Here is a 25,709-nt window from a genome sequence, read left to right as displayed (position 1 = left end):
AAATGACCGAAGCCACCACCATGCCCCCGGTTCAGGGCACAAGGGCCCAGCATCAGAAGATGCGTGCCCGCCGCCATGCGGCCGATCTGCGCCTGCGCCTTTACGGCATCGCCGCGATCAGCTCGGCCATCGGCCTGCTGGGCATCCTGCTCTTCACGCTGATCCTGGGCGGCTATTCGGCCTTCGTTCAGACCCACATTCGCGTGGACTTCCCCATCTCGGCCGAGAATGTCGACGCATCGGACCCGGCGGCCGGCAATTACCGGGCCGTGGTCAGTGACGCCATGGCAGCATTGCTGCCTGCTGATAACCCGGCCCAGACACGTCAGATCGCGCAGATCCTGACCAGCAATACCCAGTTCTTCGTGCGCAACGCCGTGGTCGCCAATCCCTCCGTCATCGGGGGCACACTAACCCTGGACGTTCCGGCTGCTGACATTTTCGACCAGCTCAACAAGGGCAATATTAGCCGCGACACGCCCGAGGAAAACCGGCGCGTCGACAACCAGCAGATCGTGTGGTTCGATACGCTGGTCGAGCAGGATCGCGTGTCGACCCCGTTCAACTGGGGGCTGTTCTTCAACGCCGACAGCCGCTTCCCGGAAATCGCCGGCCTATCGGGCGCCATTACCGGCTCTTTCTACGCGCTGTTGGTCTGCCTCCTGATCAGCTTCCCGGTCGGCATCGGCGCCGCAGTCTATCTCGAGGAATTCGCACCAAGGAACCGCTGGACCGACATCATCGAGGTCAATATCAACAACCTCGCAGCCGTCCCCTCCATCGTCTTCGGCCTCCTCGGCCTCGCCGTGTTCCTGCAGATTTTCGGCCTGCCCCGTTCCGCGCCGCTGGTTGGCGGCATGGTGCTGGCGCTGATGACCCTGCCGACGATCATTATCGTCACCCGCAACGCCCTCAAGGCCGTGCCCCCCTCCATCCGCGAGGCAGGTTACGGCATGGGTGCCTCGCCGCAGCAGGTCATCTGGCATCACGTCCTGCCGCTCTCCCTGCCCGGCATTCTTACCGGCACCATTATCGGCTTGGCCCAGGCCCTGGGGGAAACAGCGCCGCTCCTCCTTATCGGCATGAACGCTTTCATCACCAGCCCTCCAGGGGGCATCATGGAGGCCTCCACTGCCCTGCCGACCCAGATTTACATCTGGGCCGACAGCCCCGAGCGCGGCTTTGTCTCGCGCACCTCGGCCGGCATTCTCGTCCTGCTCGGCTTCCTCCTGGTGATGAACGCCATCGCCATCTTCCTGCGCCAACGCCTCGAACGGCGGTGGTAAAATGACCGGAACCGGAACATTCACCTCTCAGGAAAGCGCCAAAATGGATATGCTCGCCGGCAAGGTTAAGAAGAGCCATCACACTGTGGACCACATCATGAACCCCGAAGCCGTCCTCGAACGCCAGACCCGGCTTTCCGCCCGCGACGTTACCGTGCATTACGGCGCCAAACAGGCCCTGCATGGTATCTCGCTCGACATTCCCGATCGCACGGTCACCGCCTTTATCGGTCCCTCGGGCTGCGGCAAGTCGACCTTCCTGCGCTGCATCAACCGCATGAACGACACCATCGAAGGTGCCCGCGTCGGCGGCAAAATCCTGCTCGATGGCGAGGATGTCTATTCGCCCGATCTGGATGTGGTCGAGCTGCGCGCCCGCGTCGGCATGGTGTTCCAGAAGCCCAATCCATTCCCCAAGTCCATCTACGACAATGTCGCCTATGGTCCGCGCATCCATGGTCTCGCCCGCAACAAGGCCGATCTGGACGAGATCGTCATCTCCTCGCTGCGCAAGGCGGGCCTGTTCGAGGAGGTCAAGGATCGCCTGGCCGAGCCCGGCACCGGACTTTCCGGCGGCCAGCAGCAGCGGCTCTGCATTGCCCGCGCCATTGCCGTCGGCCCCGAAGTGATCCTGATGGACGAGCCCTGCTCCGCCCTTGACCCCATCGCCACCGCCATTATCGAAGAACTGATCGATGAGTTGCGCGAGAACTACACCATTGTCATCGTCACTCACTCCATGCAGCAGGCCGCCCGCGTGTCGCAGAAAACCGCCTTCTTCCACCTGGGCAATCTGATCGAGCAGGGCGACACCGAGGACATCTTCACCAATCCGGTGAACAAGCAGACCCAGGACTACATCATGGGCCGCATCGGCTGATCGCGGCGCCAGAAGGACAAGCATCATGCCAAATACCGGCACCGACCACATCGTCACCTCCTATAACGAGGAACTGCTCGCCCTCGCCCAGGCCATTGCCGAAATGGGCGGCCAGGTCGAACTGGCCGTCGAAAACGGCACCCGCGCCCTTCTGAAGCTCGACCGCGAACTGGCCGACCTCACCATCATTGCCGATCAGCGCATCGACGACATGCAGCGCAATATCGATGAAATGGCCGTCTCCATGATCGCCCGCCGCCAGCCCATGGCCAGTGACCTGCGCGCCATCATCACCGCCATCCATGTGGCCTCCGATCTCGAACGCGTTGGCGACATGGCCAAACAACTGGCCCGCCGGTCGCTGAAGCTCGAAGGCCTCAGCCTGCAGCCCACATTCTACAATGGCGTCAAGAACATGACCGCCCTGGTGCTGAGGCAGGTCAAGGACGCGCTCGACGCCTATGGCAATCGCGAGGCCGCCGCCTCTGTCGATGTGTGTAATCGCGACGACGAGGTGGACGCCATGTACACCTCGCTCTTCCGCGAACTCCTCACCTACATGCTCGAAGACCCGCGCAATATCACCACCTGCACTCACCTGCTGTTCTGCGCCAAGAGCCTGGAACGCGTCGGCGACCACGCCACCAATATCGCCGAACGCGCCTATTATCTCGCTACCGGCAAGCAACTGACCAGCGACGTCCAGGAACTGCAGCGCCAGCAGATCAAGGCTTAGCCACCGGTCTGCGCAGCAGATGAAAGGCTCCAGTGGAGCCAAAAATTGAACTCTCGGCCCCTGCCGCAGGCGCCGACCGACGGAGCACATCCATGCCCGCGACGATTCTCGTTGTCGAAGATGAAGGCGATATCGCCATCCTGCTGCGCTATAACCTCGAAGCCGAGGGTTTTCGGGTGGTCACCGCCGAAAGTGGCGACGAGGCCCAGCAGGCCATTGCCGAAAAGCTGCCCGACCTCATCCTGCTCGATTGGATGCTGCCCGAGATTTCTGGCATCGAACTCTGCCGGCGCCTGCGCGCCCGCGACGAAACCGCCCGCATCCCCATCATCATGCTCACCGCCCGCGGCGAAGAAGAAGAGCGCGTGCGCGGCCTGTCCACCGGCGCCGACGACTACGTTGTAAAACCCTTCTCGGTCCCCGAACTGGTCGCCCGCATCCACGCCCTGCTGCGCCGCGCCAATCCCAACCTGGTGACCACGGCTCTCAAGGTCGGCGACCTTGAACTCGATCGCACCACCCACCGCGTCCGCCGCGCCAATCGCGACGTCCATCTCGGGCCCACCGAATATCGCCTGCTCGAATATCTCATGCGCCATCCCGGCCGCGTCTATTCGCGCGAACAGCTCCTCGACGGCGTCTGGGGCAATGACGTCTATGTCGACGAACGCACCGTCGACGTCCACATCGGCCGCCTACGCCGGGCCATCAACCGCGGCAAGGAATCCGACCCGATCCGCACGGTCAGGGGCGCCGGCTATGCCTTCGACGAGAGGTTTTCCGCGAACGCTTGACCTTGCCCGGCCCTCGTCCTGCACTATTGTAGCGCCGAGGGAGCCGATGATGCCAGAAAACGAAATCCCGTTGCAGGGTGGTCAGGTCAACAACGTCGTCCGCATCGGCGACACCGTCCGCCGCGCTACGGCGCGCGACCTGAATCTGCAACACGCCCTCTTCGGCCATCTGGCCGAAAAGGGCTTCGCTGCCGCCCCGCAGTTCCTTGGACACGATGAGCGGGGCCGCGAAATCCTGACCTTCCTGCCCGGCCACGTCCCGGTTGGCGAAGACCATTTCACCGACGATCAACTGGCGGCCGGGGCGCGACTGCTGCGCCGCTACCACGATGCCACCCTCGATTTTCTCCCGGTGGTCGCGGCCGGCGCCGAAATCCTCTGCCACAACGACTGGACCCCGGCCAATTCCGTCTTCACCGATGGCCTGCCCGCCGCCATGATCGATTTCGACACCGCTGCCCCCGGCACCCGCCTCTGGGATCTGACCTATAGCGTGTGGACATGGCTCGACTTGGGCGAGCCACGATGGGCCCCCGCAGAACAGCGCCGCCGCATGACCCTGTTCGTTGCTGCATATGACCACCCCGCCTGCACGGTCTCCCTCGTCGCCGCCTGCCTCCCCACGCGTCAGGCCGGGCGGCTCCATTGGGCACAAAGGCAGGGCGTGCAGCCTGCCGTCGATTGGGCCGGACAGTGCCTGCGGTGGACTGTGGAACACATCACCGGCTTCTATCATCCGGACGGCATGCCGCAACACTTCCCTGATCGGCTTCCATAACGCCGTGCATTCCCACTCACCTGCTCCGCCGGAGTACATGAGTGGGATAAGCTGTTCCCGCATTTCCTGAGTCGGACTTTTCAATGACCTCGCCCATTGCGCAGCGCACCAATCCGCTGCATCTCCTCGCCGCCTTTGCTTCGGGTGGCCTCCTCACCTTCGCGGTCTTCTTCAACGCTGAGGCCGGCCGTCACGGCGGCGCACTGTTCTCGTCATGGTTGGCCCATGGCACCGGCACGGTCGCGGCGATCATCGTCCTGGCTCTGCTCTGGTTCCGCGACAAACCGGCCGTCACAGCCATTGCCAAGAAGGCGCCACTCTGGGCCTATTTCGGCGGCATCTCCGGCGCCGCCACGGTCATGCTGACGTCCACAGCGGTCAACACCCCCCTTGCCCTCGCTGGCACCCTCGCTCTTGGCCTTGCCGGCCAGGTCGCCTTCGGACTTGCCGCCGATCAATGGGGGTTCTTCGGCCTTCCCAAGCGTCGCCTTACCCGGCGCGACGCCGCCGCCGCCCTCTTGATCACTGCTGGCAGCCTACTCATCATTCTCGTCGGCATGGGAAGCTGAGCCATGACCCTCTATATCGCTTACGCCATCATGGCCGGGCTGCTCGTGGGCGTCAGCCGCCAGCTCAATGGCCGGCTTGCGCTCTCGACCACCCCGCTTATCGCCTCGTTCTTCAACCACATCGTTGGCTTCGTCTTCCTGACGATCCTCGGACTGGTCTTGGGCAATCTCATCTTGCCCGGCGCCGCCGGCGCGCCCTGGTGGGTCTATTTCGGCGGCCCCATCGGCGTGATCTTCGTTACTGCCGGCTCCTGGCTCATCCCGCGCATCGGCGCCGCTAATTCGGCCCTGCTGGTCATCGGCGGTCAGATGGTTTCGGGCGTGATCTTCGATCTGGTCCGGGGTGCACCGATGACCTTCTGGGCCAGTGCCGCCGGTGTCGCGCTGATCCTGGGCGGAGTCGCGCTGACGCAGCGCGCGCGATGAAGCGCTCGCAATCAAAAACGGGGCCCAAAGGCCCCGTCTTGAATTCTTGTCCCCGCAATGATCAGCCGGCAGCAGTATAGGCCGTCTTGACGATGGTGAAGAACTCGGCGGCGTATTTGCCCTGCTCACGCGGGCCATAGCTCGATCCCTTGCGCCCGCCGAACGGCACGTGGAAGTCGACACCTGCCGTCGGCACATTGACCATCACCATGCCGGCCTCGGCATTACGCTTGAAGTGCGTCGCGTATTTTAGCGATGTCGTGACGATGCCGGCGGAAAGGCCGAACTCGGTGTCATTGGCCGTGGCCAGCGCTTCTTCATAGTCCTTCACCTTGATGACCGCTGCCACTGGCCCGAAAATTTCCTCGCGGGCAATGCGCATGGAATTGGTCGCCTCGGTGAACAGCGTCGGCTGCAGGAAATAGCCCTCCGTGTCCTTGCTGACGCGTCCGCCACCGGCCGCCAGCTTGGCGCCCTCGCCCCTGCCGATTTCGATATAGTCGGTGTCCTGCTTGAGCTGGCTCGGATCGACCACCGGGCCAATGTCCGTGTCCTTGTCCAGCGCATGGCCAACCCGCAGACCGGTGGCCCGCTCGGCAAGCGCGGCCACGAACTTGTCGTGAATGCCTTCGGTGACAATGACGCGGCTCGACGCCGTGCAGCGCTGGCCGGTCGAGAAGAAGGCCGACTGCGCCACGGACTCCACCGCCACCTTGAGATCGGCATCGTCCAGCACGATGGTGGGGTTCTTGCCGCCCATTTCGAGCTGGAACTTACGCCCATGTTCCAGAGAGGCCGTCGCCACGCGCTTGCCCGTGCCCACCGAACCGGTGAAGCTGATGGCGCTGACATCCTTGCTGTCGAGCATGGTCTGGCCGACCACCGAACCCTTGCCCATCACCAGGTTCAGCACGCCCTTGGGCAGGCCCGCGCGCACCAGGATATCCACAATGGCCCAGGTCGAGCCCGGCACCAGGTCTGCCGGCTTGATCACCACCGTATTGCCATAGGCCAGCGCCGGAGCAATTTTCCATGCGGGAATGGCGATGGGGAAATTCCACGGCGTGATGATGCCGACGACGCCTACCGGCTCGCGGGTGATTTCGACGCCGACGCCCGGCCGCACCGAAGGCAGAACTTCGCCCGACAGGCGCAGCACTTCACCGGCGAAAAAGTCAAAGATTTGTGCGGCGCGGGTCACCTCGCCAATGCCTTCGGGCAGGGTCTTGCCCTCTTCGCGGCTCAGCAATTCGCCCAGTTCAGCCTTGCGCGCCAGGATTTCGTCCGAGGTCTTGCGCAGGATGGCGTGGCGCTCAAGGATGCCCGAGCGCGACCAGGCTGGGAATGCCGCCTTGGCTGCGGCGATGGCCTGCTTGGTTTCCTCGGCCGTGGCGCGGGCATAAACGCCCACCACTTCCTTGATATTGGACGGGTTGATGTTCTCGACGCCGTCCGAGCCGACCCATTCGCCGTCGATCAGGTTCTTGTGCAGTTCGGTCATGGAAAAGGCCTTTCAGAAGGGGGCGACAGCCAGGAGGAGTTGGCAGCGCGGGAAGTCAGAGAAGGTTGGCGCGTGCTAGATCGCGCAAGAGATGGCTGGTGCCATAAGTCCAGGGCGGACATTTGGTAGATAGATTCACCCGGTTCGAAAGTGTACCCAGGCTCGGTGTCGAAATGGAGACGACATCGCCCAGCTTGTGGGTAAAACCCTTACCCTGCCCGTCGCGATCCTTCACTGGGGCGAACATGGTACCCAGGTAAAGCACCAGCCCGTCGGGATATTGATGATGCTCGCCCACCGTGGTCGCCACCAGCGATTCCGGCGTGCGCGAAATCTGCGCCATGTTGGACTGGCCCTCGAGCACGAAGCCGTCGGTTCCTTCCACGCGCAACGCGATTTCGGCCTGCTTGACGGTGTCGAGTGTGAATTCATCGTCGAATAGCCGCACAAACGGCCCCAAAGAAGCCGAGGCATTGTTGTCCTTGGCCTTGCCCAGCAGCAGCGCCGAGCGGCCCTCCACGTCGCGCAGGTTGACGTCATTGCCCAGCGTCGCGCCGATGATTTCGCCCTTGCTGGTCACGAGGAGTGCCACTTCCGGCTCGGGATTGTTCCAGCTCGAAACCGGGTGCAGGCCGACTTCAGCGCCATGCCCAACCGCACTCATCGGCTGGCCCTTGGTGAAAATTTCCGCATCCGGGCCGATGCCGACTTCCAGATACTGGCTCCACACGCCCTTTTCGATCAGCGCCGCCTTGACCTTCATGGCCGCGTCCGACCCTGGCACCAACTGGCTGAGATCGGTGCCGATGAGATCGAGAATTTCGCCGCGCAGCGCCTCAGCGCGTGAATTGTCGCCCCGCGCCTGTTCTTCGATCACCCGCTCGAGCAGCGACACCACAAAGGTCACGCCCGACGCCTTGATAGCCTGGAGATCGATAGGACACAGCAATTGCGGCAGGTCATCCGCCCCGGCAATAGCATTGGCCATCACGGCGCCAATTTCGCCCACTGCCCGACCGGCTGCAGTCCGCACATGCTCGGCGGCGCGGCCGCTCTCCGCAATGTCACGGACTGTTGCCATACCGCGCGCGGTAATATCGACGAGTTGTCCGTCGCGTACTGTGACGATCCGGGGGTGGTCGAAATCGGCAATCCGTGCCCGTCCAACCAAGACACCACTGGGAATGTCGTTCACGCTCATCATCTGTCCCCTGACATGTCAGCCAAGTGACTAGCCCACCGCGTCCGCCTTGTGCAAGCGAAGAACCGCTTAAATCATACTTTTTGCCGAGCCGTATATTCGCACCAAGCCGTTCAACCCCGGTTCATCTGCGCCGCAATACTGACGCATTGCCTCGGGACATCTATGCCCCGAATTCGACTCAAGGAGTTTTCAATGCGGCCCCTCAGCTTCCTCATTCCCTTTGCCCTGCTCGCCACCGCCCTGCCCGCACATGCCGGAACCATTGCCATAGAGGGGCGCGGCGAAGTGCGCGCGGCCCCGGACATGGCCACCATCAATTCCGGCGTCACCAGCCAGGGCGCCACTGCGCGCGAAGCGCTCGACGCCAATACTGCCGCCATGAGCGAACTGATCGCCACCCTCAAGCAAGCCGGCATCGAAGCGCGCGACATTCAGACCTCGGGCTTTTCGGTCAACCCCAACTACGTCTATTCAGACGAGCGCGATGCCAATGGCTATTCGCTGCCCCCACGCATAAATGGCTACCAGGTGTCCAATTCAGTGACTGTGGTGGTGCGTGACCTTGAAGACCTCGGCGCCATTCTCGACCAGTCCGTCACTGTGGGCGCCAATACGGTCAACGGCGTCAGCTTCTCGGTCGCCGATCCGTCCGAACTGCTCGATGAGGCCCGCAAGGCCGCCTTCGCCAATGCCCGCGACAAGGCCGAGCTCTATGCCGGTGTCGCCGAGGCAACACTGGGCGATCTGCAGTCGATTTCCGAGCAACAGAGCTTTGATTCACCCCAGCCCTACCCCATGTACGCCCGTGCCGAGATGTCGGCCGCAGCCGATGTGCCGGTCGAGTCAGGCGAGATGAGCTTTGCCGTCACCGTCAACGTGTCGTGGGATTTGAACAACGGCGCCAACTAATCGGTGCACAAATCCGCCTTCGCCATGTTTTGGCCAAACCTGAACGGCCAATCGCGCGTTGTAAGTTTTCAGGGGCGGGTCGAGCGATCGACCTGCCCGTGAGTTCCCGATCCCCTCTTGCGAGGGGGCTTGGGCGGTGGGGGCGGACGGAATACCGTAGTCACCCGTCCCCACCAACCCCAAACCGGCGGCTGCGCCGCAAAATCGCTCCGGTGGAGCGATCTGTGGTTTGGGGGCCATGAGAGCTACGCTCGAATGGCATGCTCGATGGCGACAATGGAATCTCGGCATGACCTGTTGTATGGCGGAGGGGAGGATACAAGACCTGTGGTCGCGCGGCAGCGCGACTGCCCTTAGCCCAGTACCACCTTCCACAGCATATTCAGCCCGACCGCGACCAGAAATGCGGCGAACACATATTTGAGCGTCTTCTGGCCCATGCGATGTGCCAACGCCGCGCCCCATGGGGCGCAGATGGCGGCGAGCACGCCCACCAGTGCCAGCGCCAGAAGATTGATATAGCCCAAGCTGAGCGGCGGCAGCCCATCGACACTCCAGCCCGAAATCAGGAACCCCGCGGTGCCGGACACGGCAATGGCCACCCCGATCGCTGCTGAAGTGCCAACGGCTTTGTGCATGGTCTCGCCGAAGGCCACCAGCGTCGGCACGGTCAACGAACCGCCGCCGATGCCCATCAGCGAGGAGATATAGCCCACCACGAGGGCCGATATCCGATGTGTCAGGCTAGACCCCCTCAGATGTCCCATGAGCCTTGTCTGGAAGGCGAAGATGATATTGGCGGCGATGACAAAGGCCATGATTGCAAAGACGATGCGCAGCACATCGCCCGAATAAAGACCGGCCATCAGCCCGCCGATAAAGGTGCCGACGACAATGAATGGTGTCCAGAGCTTGAGCGCATCCAGGTCCAGCGCCCCGCGCTTGTGGTGAGCGCGCGCGCTCATGATACCGGTGGGGATGATGATGGCCAGCGACGTCCCCACCGCCACATGCTGCACCACCTCGGCGTCATAGCCCATCAGCAGCAGCGCATTGGAGAGCGCCGGCACGATCACCGCACCACCGCCGATGCCCAGCAAACCCGCCGCGATGCCCGAAACTACGCCCGTGGCCATCAGACCCAGTACAAACGGCCAGTAGCCGGCGAGGCTTCCCCAATCCATGTTCATTCCCCGATGATGTGCAGCACCAGTTCGCGCCGGTGCGGACGCCTGCGATGCTCGAAAAGATAAAGCCCCTGCCAGTTCCCCAGAGCCGGCCGTCCGCCGGTCACCGGGATGCCGACGGAGACTTGCGTCAGCGCCGCCCTGATATGGGCTGGCATGTCATCCGGGCCTTCGGTGGTATGCACCAGCCAGTCCATGCCCTCGGGTACCAGGCGACGGAAGAACCCCATCAGGTCTGTCTGCACGTCTGGGTCGGCATTCTCCTGGATCAGCAGGGAACAGGACGTGTGCCGCACATAAGCTGTGAGAAGGCCGGTCTCGATGCCCGAATTGGTGACGAAAGACTGTAGGCCCCGAGTCACCTCATAGAGACCCTGCCCCTGCGTTTTGATGAGGATGTTGTCGATAGCCTGTCGCATGGCATCCGGCCTAGCATGTCAACGCGCCCCGCGGAAAGCCACGCTTGGAGCCATCGGTCTATTCTGCCCCATTCGCGCCGCAATGGCCGCGTCCTGCTCTCGATAAAATCCACTGCGGAACCCATCGCTCAAGCCCCGCGTTCTTGGCCTTGCGGGGACTGTCGTAGGTATCCCTGGCCTGTCCACAACGTTCATATGACGTTCAGGAACAGGCCACGATGCTCGGCAGCTAGTGTTCATACACAAAGGATACGAACAATGCGCCTCAAGAACTGGCTCCTTACCGGAACCAGCATCGGCCTTCTGGCCTTTGCACCGCTCTCGGCCCACGCCCAGGACGCGGAACTGCGATCAGCCTACCAGGCCTATCTCGATGCTCAGGCATCAGGAGATGCTGAAGCTCTGGAATCCGCGCAGACGAACCTCACGGAACTCTGCATTGTCGGCGGCTATGCCAGCCTCGACGAATGTATTGCCGCTATTGAAGCGGCCGCCGCTGCACCCGCCGCCGAAGAACCGGTGGTCGAGGAAGAGGCTCCTGCCGAGGAGCCGGTAGTGGAAGAGCCCGTGGTGGAAGAAGCCGCCCCCGCCGAAGACCCCGCTATTCAAGAAGCGCCGGCTGCGCCTGTTGCTGAAGAGCCTGCTGCGGAAGAGCCGACGGCCGAAGAACCGGTTCCCGAGGAACCAGTGGCTGAAGAGCCTGTACAGGAGGAGCCCGTTTCCGAGGAGCCTGCGGTCGAAGCCCCTGCCACGGCCGAGGAACCTGCCGTTCAGGAACCCGTCGCCGAGGAAAGCGCCCCGGCTGAAGAACAACCCGCCGAAGATCCCGCCGCAGAAGACCAGGCTGGTATCGACGCACAGCTCGCTGCGCAGGTCGACGCCCATAACGCCGCCGTGGCTGATCTGGCAGCTGGCGATGCAGAGGCTCAGGCCCGTATTGACGCTGCCCTCGCTGAGATCACCGCCATTTGCTCGACCATCGGCTACGACGACATCAATGCCTGCGTCGCCGAGTTTGGCCTGACCCTCTCGCCGCTGCCCGAGGGCACGCCGGCCGAAGAACAGCCGGCGTCCCCGGCCACTGAAGATGAACAGCCTGCACCTGCAGAGGAAACCACCTCGGATGGCCAGCCTGCCGAAGTGATCGAAGATATGCCTGAAGGCGTAACCCAGGAGCAGATTGCCCCGGTACTCGACAGCGCCAAGGACGAGGATTCCGCTACGGAGGAACCGGCTCAACCGGCTGAGGGCGAAGCCACCGTCGACGCCGACGCCGACGCCGAGGCCGAGGCCGAAGCCGAAGCCGAGGTTCAGGCCGAACCTGCTGCCCCGGCCCCAGCGAGCGATGAAGAAGCTCAGTCTGAGGTCACCCGCACGCTTTCCGCCCAGCCGCTTGCCGCTGTGACAGCGGAAGAAGGTGAGGAAGTGACCGCAGAAGGTGACACGACCGTCAATCAGACGGTCATCAATAACTACGTGACCAACATCACAACCAATGTCACCGGCGACAACAATACCGTCACGACCGGTTCCCAGCAGACACCGGTTACCGTGGTTGAAGCGCCGGAAGTTCGGACCGGAGGCGGCGACGCTTTCGCTCAGATTGTCTTGCAGTTTGGCACACAGCTGATTGTCAATTCGATCGGTCAGGACACCGACCGCTTCTATGATCCTCAGGAAGACGAGATCTACTACGAGCGCCTCAGCAATGACCGTGTGCGTGAGGTGATCACCCGTCCTGACGGCACCCAGATCATCACCGTGCGCAATCGCAATGGCGACATCCTGCGCCGCTCGCGCATCACGCCTGATGGCCGCGAATATGTGCTGGCCTATTTTGACGACCGTTACTACGACGATCTCGTTGAATGGCGTGATCCGGCTGCCGATCTGCCGCCGCTGCGTCTCAACATTCCGGTGCGCGAATATGTGCTGGATGCCCGCTATGCCGACGAGGAAGAACTTGAAGTCTTCTTCAGCCAGCCACCGGTGGAGCAGGTTGCTCGCCTCTACTCCATCGATGAGGTGAAGCGTTCGGCCCGTCTGCGTGACAGTGTGCGTCGTCTCGAAGTGGGCAATCTCACCTTCGATACCGGCGAGGCCACCATCGGTCGCGATCAGGTTCAGTCGCTCTCCGGCGTTGCCAACGCAATGCTGGCATTGCTTGAGAGAAACCCGAACGAAACCTTCCTCATCGAAGGCCACACCGACGCGATCGGTTCGGATATATCAAACCTGCGCCTGTCCGATCTGCGTGCGGCGACCATTGCCCGCGTGCTGACCGACTTCTATGGGGTGCCGCCGGAAAACCTGGCCACCCAGGGTTATGGCGAGCGCTACCTCAAGATCCGCACCGAGGCAGCGGAGCGCGAAAACCGTCGCGTCACCATCCGCCGCATCACGCCGCTGATCACGGTGGCGGCGCGATAATCGAGCTTGTCTCCACGCTCCAGCGAAGCTGGCAGACGTACAAATATGAGAGGCCGGGCCCTGTGCCCGGCCTTTTCGTGTCCGCCAGTCTCCAAAGCGAACGCAGTCCGATAACGAATTCTTGAAAAAGCCACAATGAATCGCGGCGAAGTGGATCATCGCCCATCGACTAAGTCATTGAATCAGAAGAAGATAAATCGAAAAATTGCGCCATCTCCGATGGGTTCACAACTCCGGGAACCACGCCCTGACAGCCGCGTTTATTTGCCAGCGTTGAAACATAGGAGCAAATGATGGCTACCCCCGAACGCGATACTGTCTATACCCGTGACGGCAACCGTACCGTCTACACTCGTGAGAGCAACGGCACCGGCTGGTTCGTCGGTATCATCGTTGCCCTGGCCCTGCTGGCCATTGGTTACTTGGTGTTCTCGGCCAATTCCGGCCCCTCGACCACGGTCGACGTGAACGGCGCCCCCGCCGTTGAAACTCCGATGACCGATCCGGCTCTCGCCCCGGCCCCCATGACCGAAGCCCCTGCCGTTGAAACGGCGCCCGCTCCGGCCATCGAAGCCCCGGCCGCTGAAGCCGCCCCAATGACTGAGGCTCCGGCCGTCGACGCCACCCCAGGCGCTGAGGCCCCCGCTGGCACTGAAACTGAAATTGCCCCTGCTGCCGAACCGGCTGCTCCGGGCGCCTAAGATCAGTCCGTCCCCCGCCTTGGCCCCTCCCTCCAAGGCACACGAGACCCCGGCTCAGGCCGGGGTCTTTTGTTGTGTGCCCTCGTTCTCGCCTGCGTCACTGCATGCTGTTCACGCCGGTTGCGAAGCGTTGCCGCCATCCCCATCTTTCTCAAAACAGCGGGAGCCGACATGTTCAATATCGACCAGATTCTGAAAACCCTGCAAACCGACCAGAACGTCCAGAAGACAGCCATGACTGGTGCCGCAGGGCTGGCGGCCGGCATGCTGCTCTCGGGTGGCAAACCCGGAAAGCTTCTGGGCAATGCCGTTACGATGGGCGCTTTGGCCGCTGTCGGTGGCCTTGCCTACAAGGCGTGGCAAAACCATCAGCAGAACCAGGCCGGCTCAGGACCCGCACCGCGCGAGGATGCCTTCATTCCCGCCCCTGCCGACACCGCCGCTCAGGAGGAATTGGGCAAGTCGCTTGTGCGCGCCATGATCTCCGCAGCTAAGGCCGATGGCCGCATCGACGCCGAAGAGAAGGAGGCAATTTTCGAGCGCCTCAAGACCATGCCTCTCTCCGCCGAGGAAAAGGCCTGGGTCTTCGATGAACTCTCCACCCCGCTCGACATCAATACCGTCGTTGCCCGCGCCGATACCCCTGAGCATGCGGCCGAGATTTACGCCGCCTCCTTGGTCGCCATTAGCGCCGACACCGCGGCCGAGCAGGCCTATCTCGAAGCCCTGGCCGGCAAGCTCAGGCTCGACCCGGCTCTGGTGGCCGAAATCCATCGCCAGGCCGGTGAGAAAGCGCCGCAACCGGCCCCTGCGCCAGTGTCGCCCTGGGCCATACCCCTAACAAGAGCAACGTCTGACTCCGGCAGCCGCGCGATATCCCGCGCGGCCGTTGCTCCCGCCTTTCCCCCGCTGAAATCCAGATGACGCCGTTCAGGACTTCTGCTTGAATGGTGCCATCCGGAGGGTGCGTCATGTCTGAAGATGGACCGTCCGATCGGCTGAACTTGCGCCTCTCCGATCACGGAATCACGCCGTGGCCGGTGCGATGTGCTTCGCCCGCGATAGCTGAGCGTCCCTGAACAGATAGCTGGCGGGGATCATGGCCGTGGTTCTCTCAGTTCCAGTTGTCGATTTTCAGGTCATGGGGATGCGCCTGACCCTTGCCTGTTTCCAGCAAGGATTTGAGACTCATCAGGAAGACAGCCCATTTGGTGCTGCAATGGTGCATGCCCTCGCTCGGCTCGGCCCAGCCGGCATGCTTGAACATCACGATGGTGTAGTCACCCGACGTGGAGATTTCGAAGGTGATCGTGGTGCCGATCCAGTCCTCCGGGCCATCGGCGACCTGCCAGCGGACAAGCCGGCCTGGAGCCTCCTCCAGAACATCCATCACGAAAAAACCCGCTTCGCCGAAGGTAAAGCGGATTTGCCTGCCTTTGGCATTTTCGAACCGTGTATCGCTGGTCCACCAGCCTGAAAGCCTTCCAATGTGGTAAGGGCCACATAGACCTCTTGCGGGCTCGACGTCTTGATACCAACCTTATGTAGAATATCGGGCATGGCTGCTCTCCTTGTGTTGCGGTCATTTGCCGGCCGCTCCTTGCGGTTCGCTGACACGTTAGGGGCAGGACAGATAATGGCGGGAGTGACAGATGTGGCGGGATTTGTATGGACGCCCTGATCGCTGCTGCGGGCCACGCCCTTGCCCGAGGCGATATCCTGGGTGCGCTCAAGCGGGTGGCGCTGAGGGATGACCCGCCCGCCTTGGCCCTGCGTGGCATTGCGATGGCCCAATTGGGCGATCTGGAACGGGCCCGCATACTGCTGAAAAAGGCCGCGCGCGCCTTCGGTACCAGAGAACCCGTCGCCTGGGCCCGATGTGTCGTCGCCGAGGCCGAAATCGCCCTGGTCTCGCGGGACTTGTCCTGGCCGCAGGACAGACTTTCAGATGCGCGACAGACGCTGGAACGCCGGGCTGACCTTCTCAATGCCGCCCATGCGCGCCACCTCGAAGCGCGCCGGCTTCTCCTGCTGGGCCAGTTCGACGCGGCCGAAGACCATCTGCAGTCCATTGACCGCACGCCACTCACGCCCGTCCTGAGTGCGGCGCACGCCCTGGTATGGGCTGGCATTGCCATGCGCCGGCTGCGCCCTGGCGAGGCACGCGAAGCTATCGCACTGGCCCGCAACGCGGCGGAAGCTGTCCGAATGCCGGCCCTGACGGCCGAAATCGATGCCGCATCCGCTCTTCTCGCTGCGCAATCGGCCCGGATTATCACCCGCCACGGCGAGCGCCGCCTGTCCATGGATGGTGTCGAGGAGGTGCTGTCTGCAAACCACCTCCTTGTCATCGATGCTTGCCGCAACGCGGTGCGCGGCGCCGGCACCATTGTGTCGCTTGCCAGCCGCCCGGTGCTGTTTGCGCTGCTGCGCACCCTGGCCGAATGCTGGCCCGACGAGGCCACGCGCGGATTGCTCCTCGCCCGGGCTTTTGGCGCCAGGTTCACCGATGAATCGCATCGCGCCCGCTTGCGCGTCGAGATCGCCCGCCTGCGCGCATTGCTTGGCTCGATTGCCTCTGTCGAGGCGACCCGGCAGGGATTTGCGCTGGTGCCACCACCGGGGATCGAGGTCGCCGTGCTGGCGCTGCCCGTCGAAGAACGTCATCCGACACTTATGGCGCTGCTCGCAGACGGCGAGGCCTGGTCAAGCTCGGCCCTTGCAACAGTTCTCGATGTCAGCACTCGGACAGTGCAGCGCAATCTCGAGGAGTTGGCCGCCGACGGCAAGGTCGAATCCTTTGGCAAGGGACCTGCCCAGCGCTGGATTACCCCGCCGCTTCCCGGCTTCCCGACACTCTTGTTACTCCCCGGGCCGCTGCCCGGCAGTTAGACTTGGCGCATCCAGACCAAACAGGAGGACGGTCATGAAAACTGCTCCAGCTGAGATCATCACGGAATACGGACCCTATCCCGGCGTCTCCGACATCCATGGCGTCACCTATGACGGCAGCAATGTCTGGTTCGCATCGGGCGAAAAGCTTAATTCGGTCGACCCGGAAACCGGTGCCGCCCGGCGGTCCATCGATGCCACGGCCTATGCCGGCACCGCCTTTGACGGCACCCATCTGTTCCAGATCGCCGAGGACCGCATCAATCGCATCGATCCAGAAAGCGGTACGATAGTAGCGAGCATTCCGACTCCCGGTGATGGGGCCTCGGGCCTGGCCTGGGCCGAGGGCGCCCTATGGGTGGGCGAATATCGTGCCAGGCGCATATACCAGGTCGATCCCGGCACCGGCGCTGTGCAGCGTACCATCGAGGCCACCCGCTTCGTCACCGGCGTCACCTGGGTTGATGGCGAACTCTGGCACGGCACTTGGGAGGACGACCGAAGCGACCTCCGCCATATTGATGCGCAGACCGCAGAAGTCCTCGAAATCCTGGAAATGCCAGCCGGCGCCGGTGTGTCGGGCCTGGAGTCCAATGGCGCTGATCGCTTCTATTGTGGCGGTGGCAGCAGCGGCATGCTGCGCGTGGTCCGCCGACCGCAGCGCCGGTCGGCCTGACTACTTGCCGCTGCGCTTGATCGACTTGATTTCCAGCGGCGGTACGCCCGACTTTTCAGAGATGGCCCGGTCCTGGTCCATGATGGCGGTCCGCGCTGGCTCGTCGCCATCCAGGCCCCCAAGCAGATTGGCGTCGACCTTGCGGTTCGATCGCTGCGAGCCATCCTCATAGACTATGTCGAACATCACGAATTCGGTGCGGGCGGTCGGTTTCTTGGCCATTCCTGGCATCCTTTCAAACAGGAAACCGCGAGCCTGGAGAGCTCGCGGTCGTCAGTGCAATGCAATTCAATACGGGACTTAGCGGTAGATCTGCTCGCCCTGCTCGTCGATGATCTGCCGGCCCTTTGCCAAGGCCAGCGCCACAAGGTCATCGCGCGACGTCATGCGTTCGGCGCGAATATACCGGTAGCTCTTGAGCTCGCCGCCGGTTTCCTTCTCGATCAGTCCGGCCAGCTGTAGTTCGGCGCCAGCCTTCATCTCGATGGCCTTGATGACAAAGCCCTTGTAGCTCTCTTCGCCCATTACCTTATCGCCAGATGGTTCGCTGCTGGCCGCTCCACCGCCAAAGAGTTTCTTGAAAAAAGACATGGCGGTCCTCCTCTAAAATCGTGCCCTGCGCGCGGGCCGGGGTCTCTCCAGCTCGCCGTTTTTGTCCATCTCCTCCTGCAACCAAAGCGGAGAGATGTCAAAATAGTTCGGCCAGATCGGCTTGCCATTGACCAGATCGACCCTGGCGAAATAGGCCCGGTCCCGCAAAGGCTCAGTGCCCTCGCCCCGCTCAGCCAGCATCGGAGCCGCATTAAAGGTGCCGAACGTGCCGTCCGAAAACGTCACCACCAGCTTGAACGGAATGGCCGTACGCAACGCCGTGAGCTTGAGTGGAGCAGCCACGATCTGCTCCTAGTTATCTAGGAAGCTCCGCAGCTTCCTCGACCGGCTCGGATGCTTCAATTTCCGTAGCGCCTTGGCCTCGATCTGGCGAATACGCTCGCGGGTCACCGAGAACTGCTGACCCACTTCTTCGAGCGTATGGTCGGTGTTCATCCCGATGCCGAAGCGCATGCGCAGCACGCGTTCCTCGCGCGGGGTCAGGCTCGCCAGCACGCGGGTCGTGGTCTCGCGCAGGTTCGACTGGATCGCCGCATCGATCGGCTGGATAGCGTTCACGTCCTGGATGAAATCTCCCAGGTTGCTGTCTTCCTCGTCGCCAATCGGGGTTTCGAGCGAGATCGGTTCCTTGGCGATCTTGAGGACCTTGCGCACCTTGTCGAGCGGCATCTGCAGCTTTTCGCTCAGCTCTTCCGGCGTCGGCTCGCGACCGATTTCGTGCAGCATCTGGCGGCTGGTGCGGACGATCTTGTTGATCGTCTCGATCATGTGCACCGGAATACGGATGGTGCGCGCCTGATCGGCGATCGAGCGGGTAATCGCCTGGCGGATCCACCAGGTCGCATAGGTTGAGAACTTGTAGCCCCGACGGTACTCGAATTTGTCGACCGCCTTCATCAACCCGATATTGCCTTCCTGGATCAGATCAAGGAACTGCAACCCGCGGTTCGTGTATTTCTTGGCAATCGAGATCACCAGCCGAAGGTTGGCTTCCACCATCTCCTTCTTGGCGATGGCTGCCTCGCGTTCGCCCTTCTGCACCTTGTGCACGATACGACGGTACTCACCAATATCGAGACCGGCCTCTGTGGCGATGGTGGCGATGTCATTGCGAATGTCGGCAATGGTATCGGTTTCGCGCCGCGCGAATTCAGCCCAGCCCTTGCCGTCAAAGCTCTCCAGCGACCATTCCCAGCTTGGGTCCAGTTCGCGGCCGTAATAGTTCTCGAGGAACTTCTCGCGCTTTACGCCATAGCTCTCGGCCAGGCGCAGCAACCGGCCTTCCAGGCGCACCAGACGCTTGTTGATATCGTAGAGCTGTTCAACAAGGCTCTCGATACGGCCATTGTTGAGCGAGAGCGATTTCACATCGGTGATGACTTCGGCACGCAGAGCGCTGAGCCGGTTCGTATCGGCGTCGGAAACCGCCGCCGTGCGATCTTCCGCGTGCCGGTCCTGCATTTCGCGCATCTGCCCATAGGCGTCAGCGATACGATCGAAGGTCTCGACCACCTGCGGCTTGAGCTCGGCTTCCATGGCCGAAAGCGACAGAGCGTTGTCGAACTCATCGTCGTCCTCGTCCTCTTGCGGGTCCTTGGGTGCTTCGGGCTCTTCGGGCACGTAATCGTCGTCTTCGCCCCCCGCGGCACGCTTGGGCGCGGCCCTGGGCTTCTCCTGAACCGGCTCCGGTTCAGTCTTGGGCGGCGCGACATGCACTTCCGGAGCCGCCTGCTTGGCGTCGGGGCCGGCATAGGTGGCTTCGAGATCGATGATGTCGCGAAGCAGAATTTCACCCTGCGCCAGCTGTTCGCGCCAGATGATGATGGCCTGGAAAGTTAGCGGGCTTTCGCACAGCCCCTCGATCATGGTCTCTCGACCGGCCTCGATGCGCTTGGCGATGGCGATTTCGCCCTCGCGGCTCAGCAGCTCTACCGAGCCCATCTCGCGCAGATACATGCGCACGGGGTCATCGGTCCGGTCCGAGCCGGACTTTGTATTGGAGGTATTGGCGACAGCAGTGCTGCTGGAGGTCGCGACTTCCTGGCCGCTGTCTTCCTCGTCCTTCTCGACCTCGGTCTCTTCAACCTCGTCCTCATCGACGACATTGATGCCCATTTCCGAGAACATGGACATGAAGTCTTCGATCTGCTCGGAACTCACCTCGTCCGATGGCAGGACGGCGTTGAGTTCCTCATAGGTCACATAGCCACGCTTCTTGGCGACCTTGATCAGCTTCTTTACGGCCGCATCGTTCTGGTCGATCAATGGGCTGTCGTTGGAAGTCTCCGGTGCGCCGGATTCCGGCTTTTCGGTTTCCTTGCTGGCTTTGTTCGCTGCCTTGGTGGCCATCTGGTACTCCTCGGGATCCATGGACGGATGGTCCCGGCTGTGTCTTAGGTGGTGACAACTCAAGACAAGGTAAAGGGTTGGTCACTAGAGCGTTAACGCGTCAGGCGGCCCTTGGTCGCTTTCGGGGGTTTTGACGGTGATTCGCCACAACGCAAAATCGCGCAGCGTCGCCAGTCACTAGAAAAATATTTCTAGAAACTGCGAGTTGCGCGTCCCGATAGCGAACCAAATCCTTCGATCAATGCCTCTGTGCCATCGACAGTGGTAATCTGGTTCTTGATATCTCGCAGCCTTTCAAAGGTTTCTTCGCTCGGGTCTTCGCCCAGCGCGGCTTCGGCTGCCTTGAGTTCCCTATTTAGCTGAACTTTCTTGTTATGCAAGGCCAGCGCGTGGCTTAATCCGGTCTGGGCGTCGGCCAGGGCGGTCTCCGGACCCACCTGCCACACGCCCTGATGGGTCAGCGATTCGGTCATTCGCGCGAGAGCCGGCCCATGTCCACGCACGCCAAGGGCCGACCGCAGGTCGTCAGCCGAAATATCGTGGTGCCGTACCGCCAGCGCGAGAATGTCGCTCAGCACCTTCTGGGCCAACGCCGTTTCACAATCGAGCGCCGCCAGCGTCTCGAAATGATCCTCGACCAGCGCCGGGTGGTTGACCAGCGTCAGGATGATCGTTGCCTCGCGCGGGGAGACATCGGCCACTGCTCCCGTCCGCAGCAGGCGCGAATTCCTCAGCGTATCGGACACCACCAGCCGTGGCGTGCCCCTGCCCGGATAGCCATAGGCGCCGCTCTGCCCATAGGCCGGCTTGCCCCCGCCCCGCCAGTTGTCGCGGCCGCCCTGCCGCAAAGGCGCAAAGAATGCCTTCAACTTCTCGTCGAACGCCTGCGCATAGTGGAAGCGCACGGTCGAATCCTGGATCGAATTGGCCCGCTCGCGCATTCGCGCCTGCAAAGCCGCACGCTCCTCCGGTGCCTCTGGCACCAGCCCGCCGGTTTCGAAACTCCAGATCATGTCCGAGAGGCTGCGCGCCTTTTCGATTACCTCGGCGAAGGCGCCACGGCCCTGCGCCTTGATCAGGTCGTCCGGGTCCTGCCCCTCGGGAAGCGTCGCGATCTTGACGCTCTTGCCCGGTTTCAGATGCGGCAGGATCAGGTCCGCCGCGCGCTCGGCGGCCTTGAGGCCCGCCTTGTCACCGTCAAAGCACAGGATCGGGTTGTCGCTCATGCGCCATAGCAATTGAATATGCTCTTCGGTCAGCGCAGTGCCCAGCGGCGCTACCGTTCCCTCGAACCCCGCCGACACTGCTGCAATGACGTCGAGATAGCCCTCCACGACGACAACGTTGGCGCCTTCGCGCGCCGCCGTCTTGGCGGTAAAGCCATTGTAGAGCGTCTGCCGCTTGGAAAAGAGCTGGGTCTCAGGGGAGTTGAGATATTTGGCCGGTACGTCTGCGCTCAACGCCCGCCCGCCAAAGGCAATCACCCGCCCGCGGAAATCCGTTATGGGGAACATCACCCGGTTGCGGAACCGGTCATAGGTCAGCGGATCATCGTCGCGGCTGGTCACCAGCCCCGTATCGACCATGGCCTGCGCCGAAACCCCATTGGCCGCCAGATGCTCCTTGAGACCATTTCGGCTATCAGGGGCAAAACCGACGCGGAACCGCGCCTGGCTGGCGGCCGATACGCCGCGCTCGAACAGGTATCCCCGCGCCCGCGCCCCGATATTGTGGCTCAGCGCCGCCTCGAAATATTTCGTCGCCAGTTCCATCACGTCGATCAGCGTGCGCTGCGCCGCCTCGCGTTTTTCCACGCGCTCGTCGCGCGCCGGCATCGGCACGCCCGCCATGCCGGCCAGCTTTTCCACCGCCTCTGGAAAGCTCATCCCGGCCTTTTCGGTCAGAAACCGAAAATGGTCGCCGCTGGCACCACAGCCGAAGCAGTGATAGATGCCGCGCCGGTCGTCGGCATGAAAGCTCGGGCTCTTTTCGGCGTGAAAGGGGCAGCAGGCCCACATGTCGCCCTTGCCCGGCTGGCTCTTGCGCTTGTCCCACAGCACATGCTCGCCCACCACCTGCGTGATCGGCAGGCGCTGACGGATCTCGTCCAGGAAAGTGTCGGTAAAACGCATATATGCTAGGTAAGCATTTCGACTGCCAAAGTCACGAACTAGGAACTTATCCACACCCATGGCTCGCACGACCAAGATGCCAATCGGCGTCCTCCTCGCTCTCACCATCGGCCCCGCCATCGCCATCGGCATGACGCTCTGGTTCGTCAATGACCTGGTCCCGGAATGCATAATTATCGAGCACTCTCGCGAGACCGCGCCCGACGCTCAGTTCGACCTTGTCACCTTCTCCCGCGCCTGCGGCGCCACGCCGCCCAACAGGCAGGCGGCCCTGGTCCCGCCTGGCGACGAGATCGTCTTCGACGCCGCCAGCTTCGTCTCCATCGCCGCCGATGCCGATCTCGCCCCCCGCTGGGACGCCTTCGGCAGTATCGAAATCACCCTGCCCGAGGGCGCGGGCATCCTGCGCCAGGACGAGGCCGTGGCCGGCGTCACCGTGATCTACCATTGACCAGCGGCTAGCTCCGCCCAGTCATCTCCCGCAGCAAGGCCACTCCATTCTCGCGATATCCCCGCCCATTGCCATCAAACACATCGAGCGCGCGCCTCCATGGGCCAGATCAACCGCATAGAGGCCCGCCAGCCGCATCAGCAGCCCCCGCATGGCCGTCGCCGCTTCCCGATCCACGCCCACGACCCTAGCGCGCCACGGAGTCGCCCAAGCACCCGCTCTCTATAGTTTTTCTAAACTCGCATTGGCAAAGTGTGGATTGTGCGAGACGCCGGTCCGTGAAAAGAGCCAGCCTGCACATTTCGGTTTGAAAATTCCCATGTCCTTGCCGCTATTCGCCCTTTTCCTGGCTGCCTTCTCCTTTGGGACGGCCGAGTTCGTCATCGCCGGCGTCTTGCCCGATGTGGCGCTGGGTCTGGGCGTCTCCATCCCGGTCGCCGGCTATTTGGTCTCGGGCTACGCCATCGGCATTGCCATTGGCGGACCGGCACTGGCTGTCCTGACCAAGAAGATGAACCGCAAGCTGCTGGTGGTCCTTCTCGGGCTTGGCTTCACCTTCGGGCAGGCTCTGTGCGCCATCGCGCCCAATTTCGAACTCCTGCTGCTCGCCCGCGTCTTCGTTTCCGTCCTGCATGGCGCCTATTTCGGCATTGCCTTCGTCATCGCCAACAGCATTGTGCCGCCAGACCGGCGGGGCTTTGCCATGGCGCTGATCCTCTCCGGCCTCACAGTCTCAAATGTGCTCGGCGTCCCCGGCGGCACGGCCATTGGCACCGCCCTGGGCTGGCGCGCCACCTTCTGGGCGGTCGGCCTTCTGGGTCTCTTCGCCTCGCTGGTGATCGCTGCCCTGCTGCCGGCCCGGGCCGGCGAAGCCACCAGCCAGGGCAGCCTCCGGCGCGAGTTTGCGGCGCTGGGGCGCCAGCAGGTGTTCCTGGGTTTTTCCATAGCCATCCTGGTCATGATCGGCCAATACAGCCTCTTCACCTATATCGCTCCGCTGCTGCTGACCATCACCCATCTGCCGGTCGAAGCCATCCCGGTCATCCTGCTGCTCTATGGCGCCGGCGCCACCATCGGCGTCTTCATCGGCGGGCGATTGGCCGACTGGCGGCTGCTGCCCTCTCTGATCGTCATACTCTGTCTGCAGGTAGCGCTGTTCATCAGCGTCTATTTTGCCAGCCCCTATGCCATCCCTATGTCCATTGCGGTCATCCTCTGGGGCGGCGCCACCTTCGCTTTCGGCTCGCCCCTGCAATCGCGCATGCTGATGTGGGCGGCCGACGCCCCCAACCTCACCTCGGCGCTGATCCCGGCCGGCTTCAATATCGGCATAGCCATTGGCGCCATTTTGGGCGCCGGGCTGCTCGATGCCGGCATGGGCTATCAGGGCCTGCCGCTGATCGGGGCTGTCTCGCTGGCATTTGCCGTCGCCATAGCCCTCTGGTCGGCTCTCTGGGAGCGGCGCACTGCCGCCCAGCCGCCCCTTCCCGATGGTGTTGCAGCGCAATAGAACGATCCCTGTAAGACCTCACACACCATGGCGGCATTTGCGGCTGGCGATGTAACGGTCTGTTGGGCGAATCCGCGCTAAGTGAGCGTTTTTACGGGCCATGTTTGGCCCCGTGATGGCTGGCAAATGATCGACAATGCGTCGCTGCTTATCGGTATCGCTTTTTCCGGCGCCTCACTTGTGCTGGCGCTGGTCATCGGCTGGCTCAATGCCCGCGCCGAAACCTATCTGATCCATGGCGCAACGGGCATCGGCCTGATAGTCTTGGCATTGATGGGCCTGGGGCTGCGCAACGGTTCCTATGACCTGCTCCAGCAACTGGTCCCTTTTTCTGTGATGCTTGCGGGTTTCTCCTTCATCCATTCCGGGTCGCGCCTGTTCAATCATCTCGCCCCCCGTCCCGCCTTCATTGTCGGCGCGCTGACCATTGCCGCCACGGCGGTGCCACTGCTGCTGGGCTACTCCGGAATCGGCACCATTCTGCTCAACCTTGGCGCGGGTCTGATCATGGTGCTGTGCGCGGCAGAATACTGGCGCGGTCGCGAAGACGCGCGACTGGCCATGGTGGCCAATGCCCTGCTCTACAGTCTTCTCTCGCTGTCGTTTCTCATCTGCGCCCTGGTGCTGGTCGGCAATGGCCAATGGGTGCTCGACGCGCCGCCGGACAATTGGGCCGAAGACCTCAATTCAATCCTGTCTCTGGTCGGCCTGACCGGCATCGGTGCTATCACCCTGACACTGCATCATGCCCGCGCCGCGCGCCGTCATCACATCGAGGCGACGACCGACTCGCTGACCGGCGTGCTCAACCGGCGAGCCCTTTTCCAGCGCTTCAGGGAAAGCGACGTGATCCCCGGCCTCGCTGTGATCATGTTCGACCTGGATCACTTCAAGCAGATCAACGACCGCCAGGGCCATGCCCACGGCGACAAGGTCCTGCAGCAATTCGCTGACGTATTGCGTAGCGAGTTGCACGACAGCGATATCATCGCACGCCTGGGCGGAGAGGAGTTCTGCGCGCTTCTGCCCGGTCGGGACTGGGAGACTGCCCGCGCCATTGCCGAGCACATCCGAAAGGCCTTCGCAGACCTGCAACTGCCCATCGGCGTTGGTACAGAAATCGCCACGGTCAGCGCCGGCATGGCGACCGGAGGCAAGGAAGAACCCTTCTCCTCGGTCCTCAGCCGCGCCGACGCGGCACTCTACAAGGCCAAGGAATCAGGGCGCAACCAGGTCCACGTTGCCCCCTTCCGACTGGTGGCATAAG

Annotated in this window: 27 protein-coding genes; 16 read left to right on the top strand and 11 right to left on the bottom strand. The window is 62.6% G+C overall.

Annotation, left to right across the window (positions count from 1 at the left end):
• Nucleotides 1-2 precede the first annotated feature (2 nt).
• From pstA to ACXYMS_RS03680, 7 genes are all read left to right on the top strand, one after another.
• Entirely contained in the window at nucleotides 3-1,286 is a 1,284-nt protein-coding gene (gene pstA, locus ACXYMS_RS03710) for a phosphate ABC transporter permease PstA (RefSeq protein ID WP_458903780.1), read from the top strand.
• A gap of 97 nt (nucleotides 1,287-1,383) precedes the next feature.
• Nucleotides 1,384-2,166: a phosphate ABC transporter ATP-binding protein PstB gene (gene pstB, locus ACXYMS_RS03705; protein WP_458904598.1), complete on the top strand. Its 783-nt coding sequence runs from the start codon at nucleotides 1,384-1,386 to the stop codon at nucleotides 2,164-2,166.
• A gap of 25 nt (nucleotides 2,167-2,191) precedes the next feature.
• Nucleotides 2,192-2,902: a phosphate signaling complex protein PhoU gene (phoU, locus tag ACXYMS_RS03700; RefSeq protein ID WP_458903778.1), complete on the top strand. Its 711-nt coding sequence runs from the start codon at nucleotides 2,192-2,194 to the stop codon at nucleotides 2,900-2,902.
• Nucleotides 2,903-2,994: 92 nt separating this feature from the next.
• Nucleotides 2,995-3,696 carry a phosphate regulon transcriptional regulator PhoB gene (phoB, locus tag ACXYMS_RS03695; RefSeq protein WP_458903776.1) on the top strand — a complete coding sequence of 234 codons (702 nt, stop codon included), beginning with the start codon at nucleotides 2,995-2,997 and terminating at the stop codon, nucleotides 3,694-3,696.
• Nucleotides 3,697-3,745: 49 nt separating this feature from the next.
• Entirely contained in the window at nucleotides 3,746-4,474 is a 729-nt protein-coding gene (locus tag ACXYMS_RS03690) for a phosphotransferase (RefSeq protein ID WP_458903775.1), read from the top strand.
• An 83-nt stretch (nucleotides 4,475-4,557) separates the two neighbouring features.
• Nucleotides 4,558-5,043 (top strand): DMT family transporter, encoded by a 486-nt coding sequence (locus tag ACXYMS_RS03685; protein ID WP_458903773.1) that lies wholly within the window; start codon nucleotides 4,558-4,560, stop codon nucleotides 5,041-5,043.
• Nucleotides 5,044-5,046: 3 nt separating this feature from the next.
• On the top strand, nucleotides 5,047-5,469 hold the full coding sequence (locus ACXYMS_RS03680) for a DMT family transporter (RefSeq protein WP_458903772.1): 423 nt from the start codon (nucleotides 5,047-5,049) through the stop codon (nucleotides 5,467-5,469).
• Nucleotides 5,470-5,530: 61 nt separating this feature from the next.
• Here ACXYMS_RS03680 and ACXYMS_RS03675 read toward each other — a convergent pair whose 3' ends face one another.
• Together ACXYMS_RS03675 and ACXYMS_RS03670 are read right to left on the bottom strand one after the other, a co-directional pair.
• A complete protein-coding gene (locus tag ACXYMS_RS03675; protein ID WP_458903770.1) occupies nucleotides 5,531-6,970 on the bottom strand; it encodes an aldehyde dehydrogenase family protein in 1,440 nt (479 codons plus the stop codon).
• A 55-nt stretch (nucleotides 6,971-7,025) separates the two neighbouring features.
• A complete protein-coding gene (locus tag ACXYMS_RS03670) occupies nucleotides 7,026-8,174 on the bottom strand; it encodes a fumarylacetoacetate hydrolase family protein (protein ID WP_458903768.1) in 1,149 nt (382 codons plus the stop codon).
• Between the two features lie 192 nt (nucleotides 8,175-8,366).
• Here ACXYMS_RS03670 and ACXYMS_RS03665 point away from each other — a divergent pair, with 192 nt between their 5' ends.
• Nucleotides 8,367-9,083: an SIMPL domain-containing protein gene (locus ACXYMS_RS03665; protein WP_458903766.1), complete on the top strand. Its 717-nt coding sequence runs from the start codon at nucleotides 8,367-8,369 to the stop codon at nucleotides 9,081-9,083.
• A gap of 353 nt (nucleotides 9,084-9,436) precedes the next feature.
• Here the strand turns inward: ACXYMS_RS03665 and ACXYMS_RS03660 are convergent, their stop codons facing one another.
• Together ACXYMS_RS03660 and ACXYMS_RS03655 are read right to left on the bottom strand one after the other, a co-directional pair.
• Nucleotides 9,437-10,267, bottom strand: coding sequence for a sulfite exporter TauE/SafE family protein (locus tag ACXYMS_RS03660; RefSeq protein ID WP_458903765.1), 831 nt, complete (start codon nucleotides 10,265-10,267; stop codon nucleotides 9,437-9,439).
• Nucleotides 10,268-10,269: 2 nt separating this feature from the next.
• The gene (locus ACXYMS_RS03655) at nucleotides 10,270-10,689 is read right to left on the bottom strand and encodes a secondary thiamine-phosphate synthase enzyme YjbQ (RefSeq protein WP_458903763.1); all 420 of its coding nucleotides are present in this window, start codon (nucleotides 10,687-10,689) and stop codon (nucleotides 10,270-10,272) included.
• A 258-nt stretch (nucleotides 10,690-10,947) separates the two neighbouring features.
• On the opposite strand from ACXYMS_RS03655, the gene ACXYMS_RS03650 reads away from it, so the two are divergent.
• The 3 genes from ACXYMS_RS03650 to ACXYMS_RS03640 all read left to right on the top strand — a co-directional run bounded on the left by ACXYMS_RS03650 (nucleotide 10,948) and on the right by ACXYMS_RS03640 (nucleotide 14,744).
• A complete protein-coding gene (locus ACXYMS_RS03650; protein WP_458903761.1) occupies nucleotides 10,948-13,119 on the top strand; it encodes an OmpA family protein in 2,172 nt (723 codons plus the stop codon).
• 293 nt (nucleotides 13,120-13,412) lie between these two features.
• Nucleotides 13,413-13,820 carry a hypothetical protein gene (locus ACXYMS_RS03645; protein ID WP_458903759.1) on the top strand — a complete coding sequence of 136 codons (408 nt, stop codon included), beginning with the start codon at nucleotides 13,413-13,415 and terminating at the stop codon, nucleotides 13,818-13,820.
• Nucleotides 13,821-13,991: 171 nt separating this feature from the next.
• Nucleotides 13,992-14,744: a tellurite resistance TerB family protein gene (locus ACXYMS_RS03640; protein ID WP_458903757.1), complete on the top strand. Its 753-nt coding sequence runs from the start codon at nucleotides 13,992-13,994 to the stop codon at nucleotides 14,742-14,744.
• Between the two features lie 190 nt (nucleotides 14,745-14,934).
• On the opposite strand, the gene ACXYMS_RS03635 is transcribed toward ACXYMS_RS03640, so the two are convergent.
• Together ACXYMS_RS03635 and ACXYMS_RS03630 are read right to left on the bottom strand one after the other, a co-directional pair.
• A complete protein-coding gene (locus tag ACXYMS_RS03635) occupies nucleotides 14,935-15,246 on the bottom strand; it encodes an SRPBCC family protein (protein WP_458904596.1) in 312 nt (103 codons plus the stop codon).
• Nucleotides 15,210-15,380, bottom strand: coding sequence for a hypothetical protein (locus ACXYMS_RS03630; protein WP_458903755.1), 171 nt, complete (start codon nucleotides 15,378-15,380; stop codon nucleotides 15,210-15,212). The genes ACXYMS_RS03635 and ACXYMS_RS03630 overlap by 37 nt, the downstream gene beginning before the upstream one ends.
• Before the next feature lie 108 nt (nucleotides 15,381-15,488).
• On the opposite strand from ACXYMS_RS03630, the gene ACXYMS_RS03625 reads away from it, so the two are divergent.
• Together ACXYMS_RS03625 and ACXYMS_RS03620 are read left to right on the top strand one after the other, a co-directional pair.
• A complete protein-coding gene (locus ACXYMS_RS03625; RefSeq protein ID WP_458903753.1) occupies nucleotides 15,489-16,712 on the top strand; it encodes a helix-turn-helix domain-containing protein in 1,224 nt (407 codons plus the stop codon).
• A 34-nt stretch (nucleotides 16,713-16,746) separates the two neighbouring features.
• Entirely contained in the window at nucleotides 16,747-17,388 is a 642-nt protein-coding gene (locus tag ACXYMS_RS03620; protein WP_458903752.1) for an NHL repeat-containing protein, read from the top strand.
• Here ACXYMS_RS03620 and ACXYMS_RS03615 read toward each other — a convergent pair whose 3' ends face one another.
• From ACXYMS_RS03615 to dnaG, 5 genes are all read right to left on the bottom strand, one after another.
• Nucleotides 17,389-17,610 (bottom strand): hypothetical protein, encoded by a 222-nt coding sequence (locus tag ACXYMS_RS03615; RefSeq protein WP_458903750.1) that lies wholly within the window; start codon nucleotides 17,608-17,610, stop codon nucleotides 17,389-17,391.
• 78 nt (nucleotides 17,611-17,688) lie between these two features.
• Nucleotides 17,689-17,979 carry an HlyU family transcriptional regulator gene (locus tag ACXYMS_RS03610; RefSeq protein WP_458903749.1) on the bottom strand — a complete coding sequence of 97 codons (291 nt, stop codon included), beginning with the start codon at nucleotides 17,977-17,979 and terminating at the stop codon, nucleotides 17,689-17,691.
• Nucleotides 17,980-17,991: 12 nt separating this feature from the next.
• Complete coding sequence (locus ACXYMS_RS03605; RefSeq protein WP_458903747.1) at nucleotides 17,992-18,282, bottom strand: DUF2442 domain-containing protein; 291 nt, start codon at nucleotides 18,280-18,282, stop codon at nucleotides 17,992-17,994.
• A 9-nt stretch (nucleotides 18,283-18,291) separates the two neighbouring features.
• Entirely contained in the window at nucleotides 18,292-20,349 is a 2,058-nt protein-coding gene (gene rpoD, locus ACXYMS_RS03600) for an RNA polymerase sigma factor RpoD (RefSeq protein ID WP_458903745.1), read from the bottom strand.
• A 191-nt stretch (nucleotides 20,350-20,540) separates the two neighbouring features.
• A complete protein-coding gene (gene dnaG / locus ACXYMS_RS03595) occupies nucleotides 20,541-22,481 on the bottom strand; it encodes a DNA primase (RefSeq protein ID WP_458903744.1) in 1,941 nt (646 codons plus the stop codon).
• 58 nt (nucleotides 22,482-22,539) lie between these two features.
• On the opposite strand from dnaG, the gene ACXYMS_RS03590 reads away from it, so the two are divergent.
• The 3 genes from ACXYMS_RS03590 to ACXYMS_RS03580 all read left to right on the top strand — a co-directional run bounded on the left by ACXYMS_RS03590 (nucleotide 22,540) and on the right by ACXYMS_RS03580 (nucleotide 25,708).
• A complete protein-coding gene (locus tag ACXYMS_RS03590; protein WP_458903742.1) occupies nucleotides 22,540-22,932 on the top strand; it encodes a hypothetical protein in 393 nt (130 codons plus the stop codon).
• Nucleotides 22,933-23,251: 319 nt separating this feature from the next.
• On the top strand, nucleotides 23,252-24,442 hold the full coding sequence (locus ACXYMS_RS03585) for an MFS transporter (protein WP_458903740.1): 1,191 nt from the start codon (nucleotides 23,252-23,254) through the stop codon (nucleotides 24,440-24,442).
• Nucleotides 24,443-24,568: 126 nt separating this feature from the next.
• Nucleotides 24,569-25,708: a GGDEF domain-containing protein gene (locus ACXYMS_RS03580; RefSeq protein ID WP_458903738.1), complete on the top strand. Its 1,140-nt coding sequence runs from the start codon at nucleotides 24,569-24,571 to the stop codon at nucleotides 25,706-25,708.
• Nucleotide 25,709: the final 1 nt, after the last annotated feature.

The organism is Devosia sp. CAU 1758, from assembly GCF_054482695.1.
The sequence above is the reverse complement of the archived record's forward strand: the minus strand, read 5'-3'. Positions and strand labels throughout refer to the sequence as shown.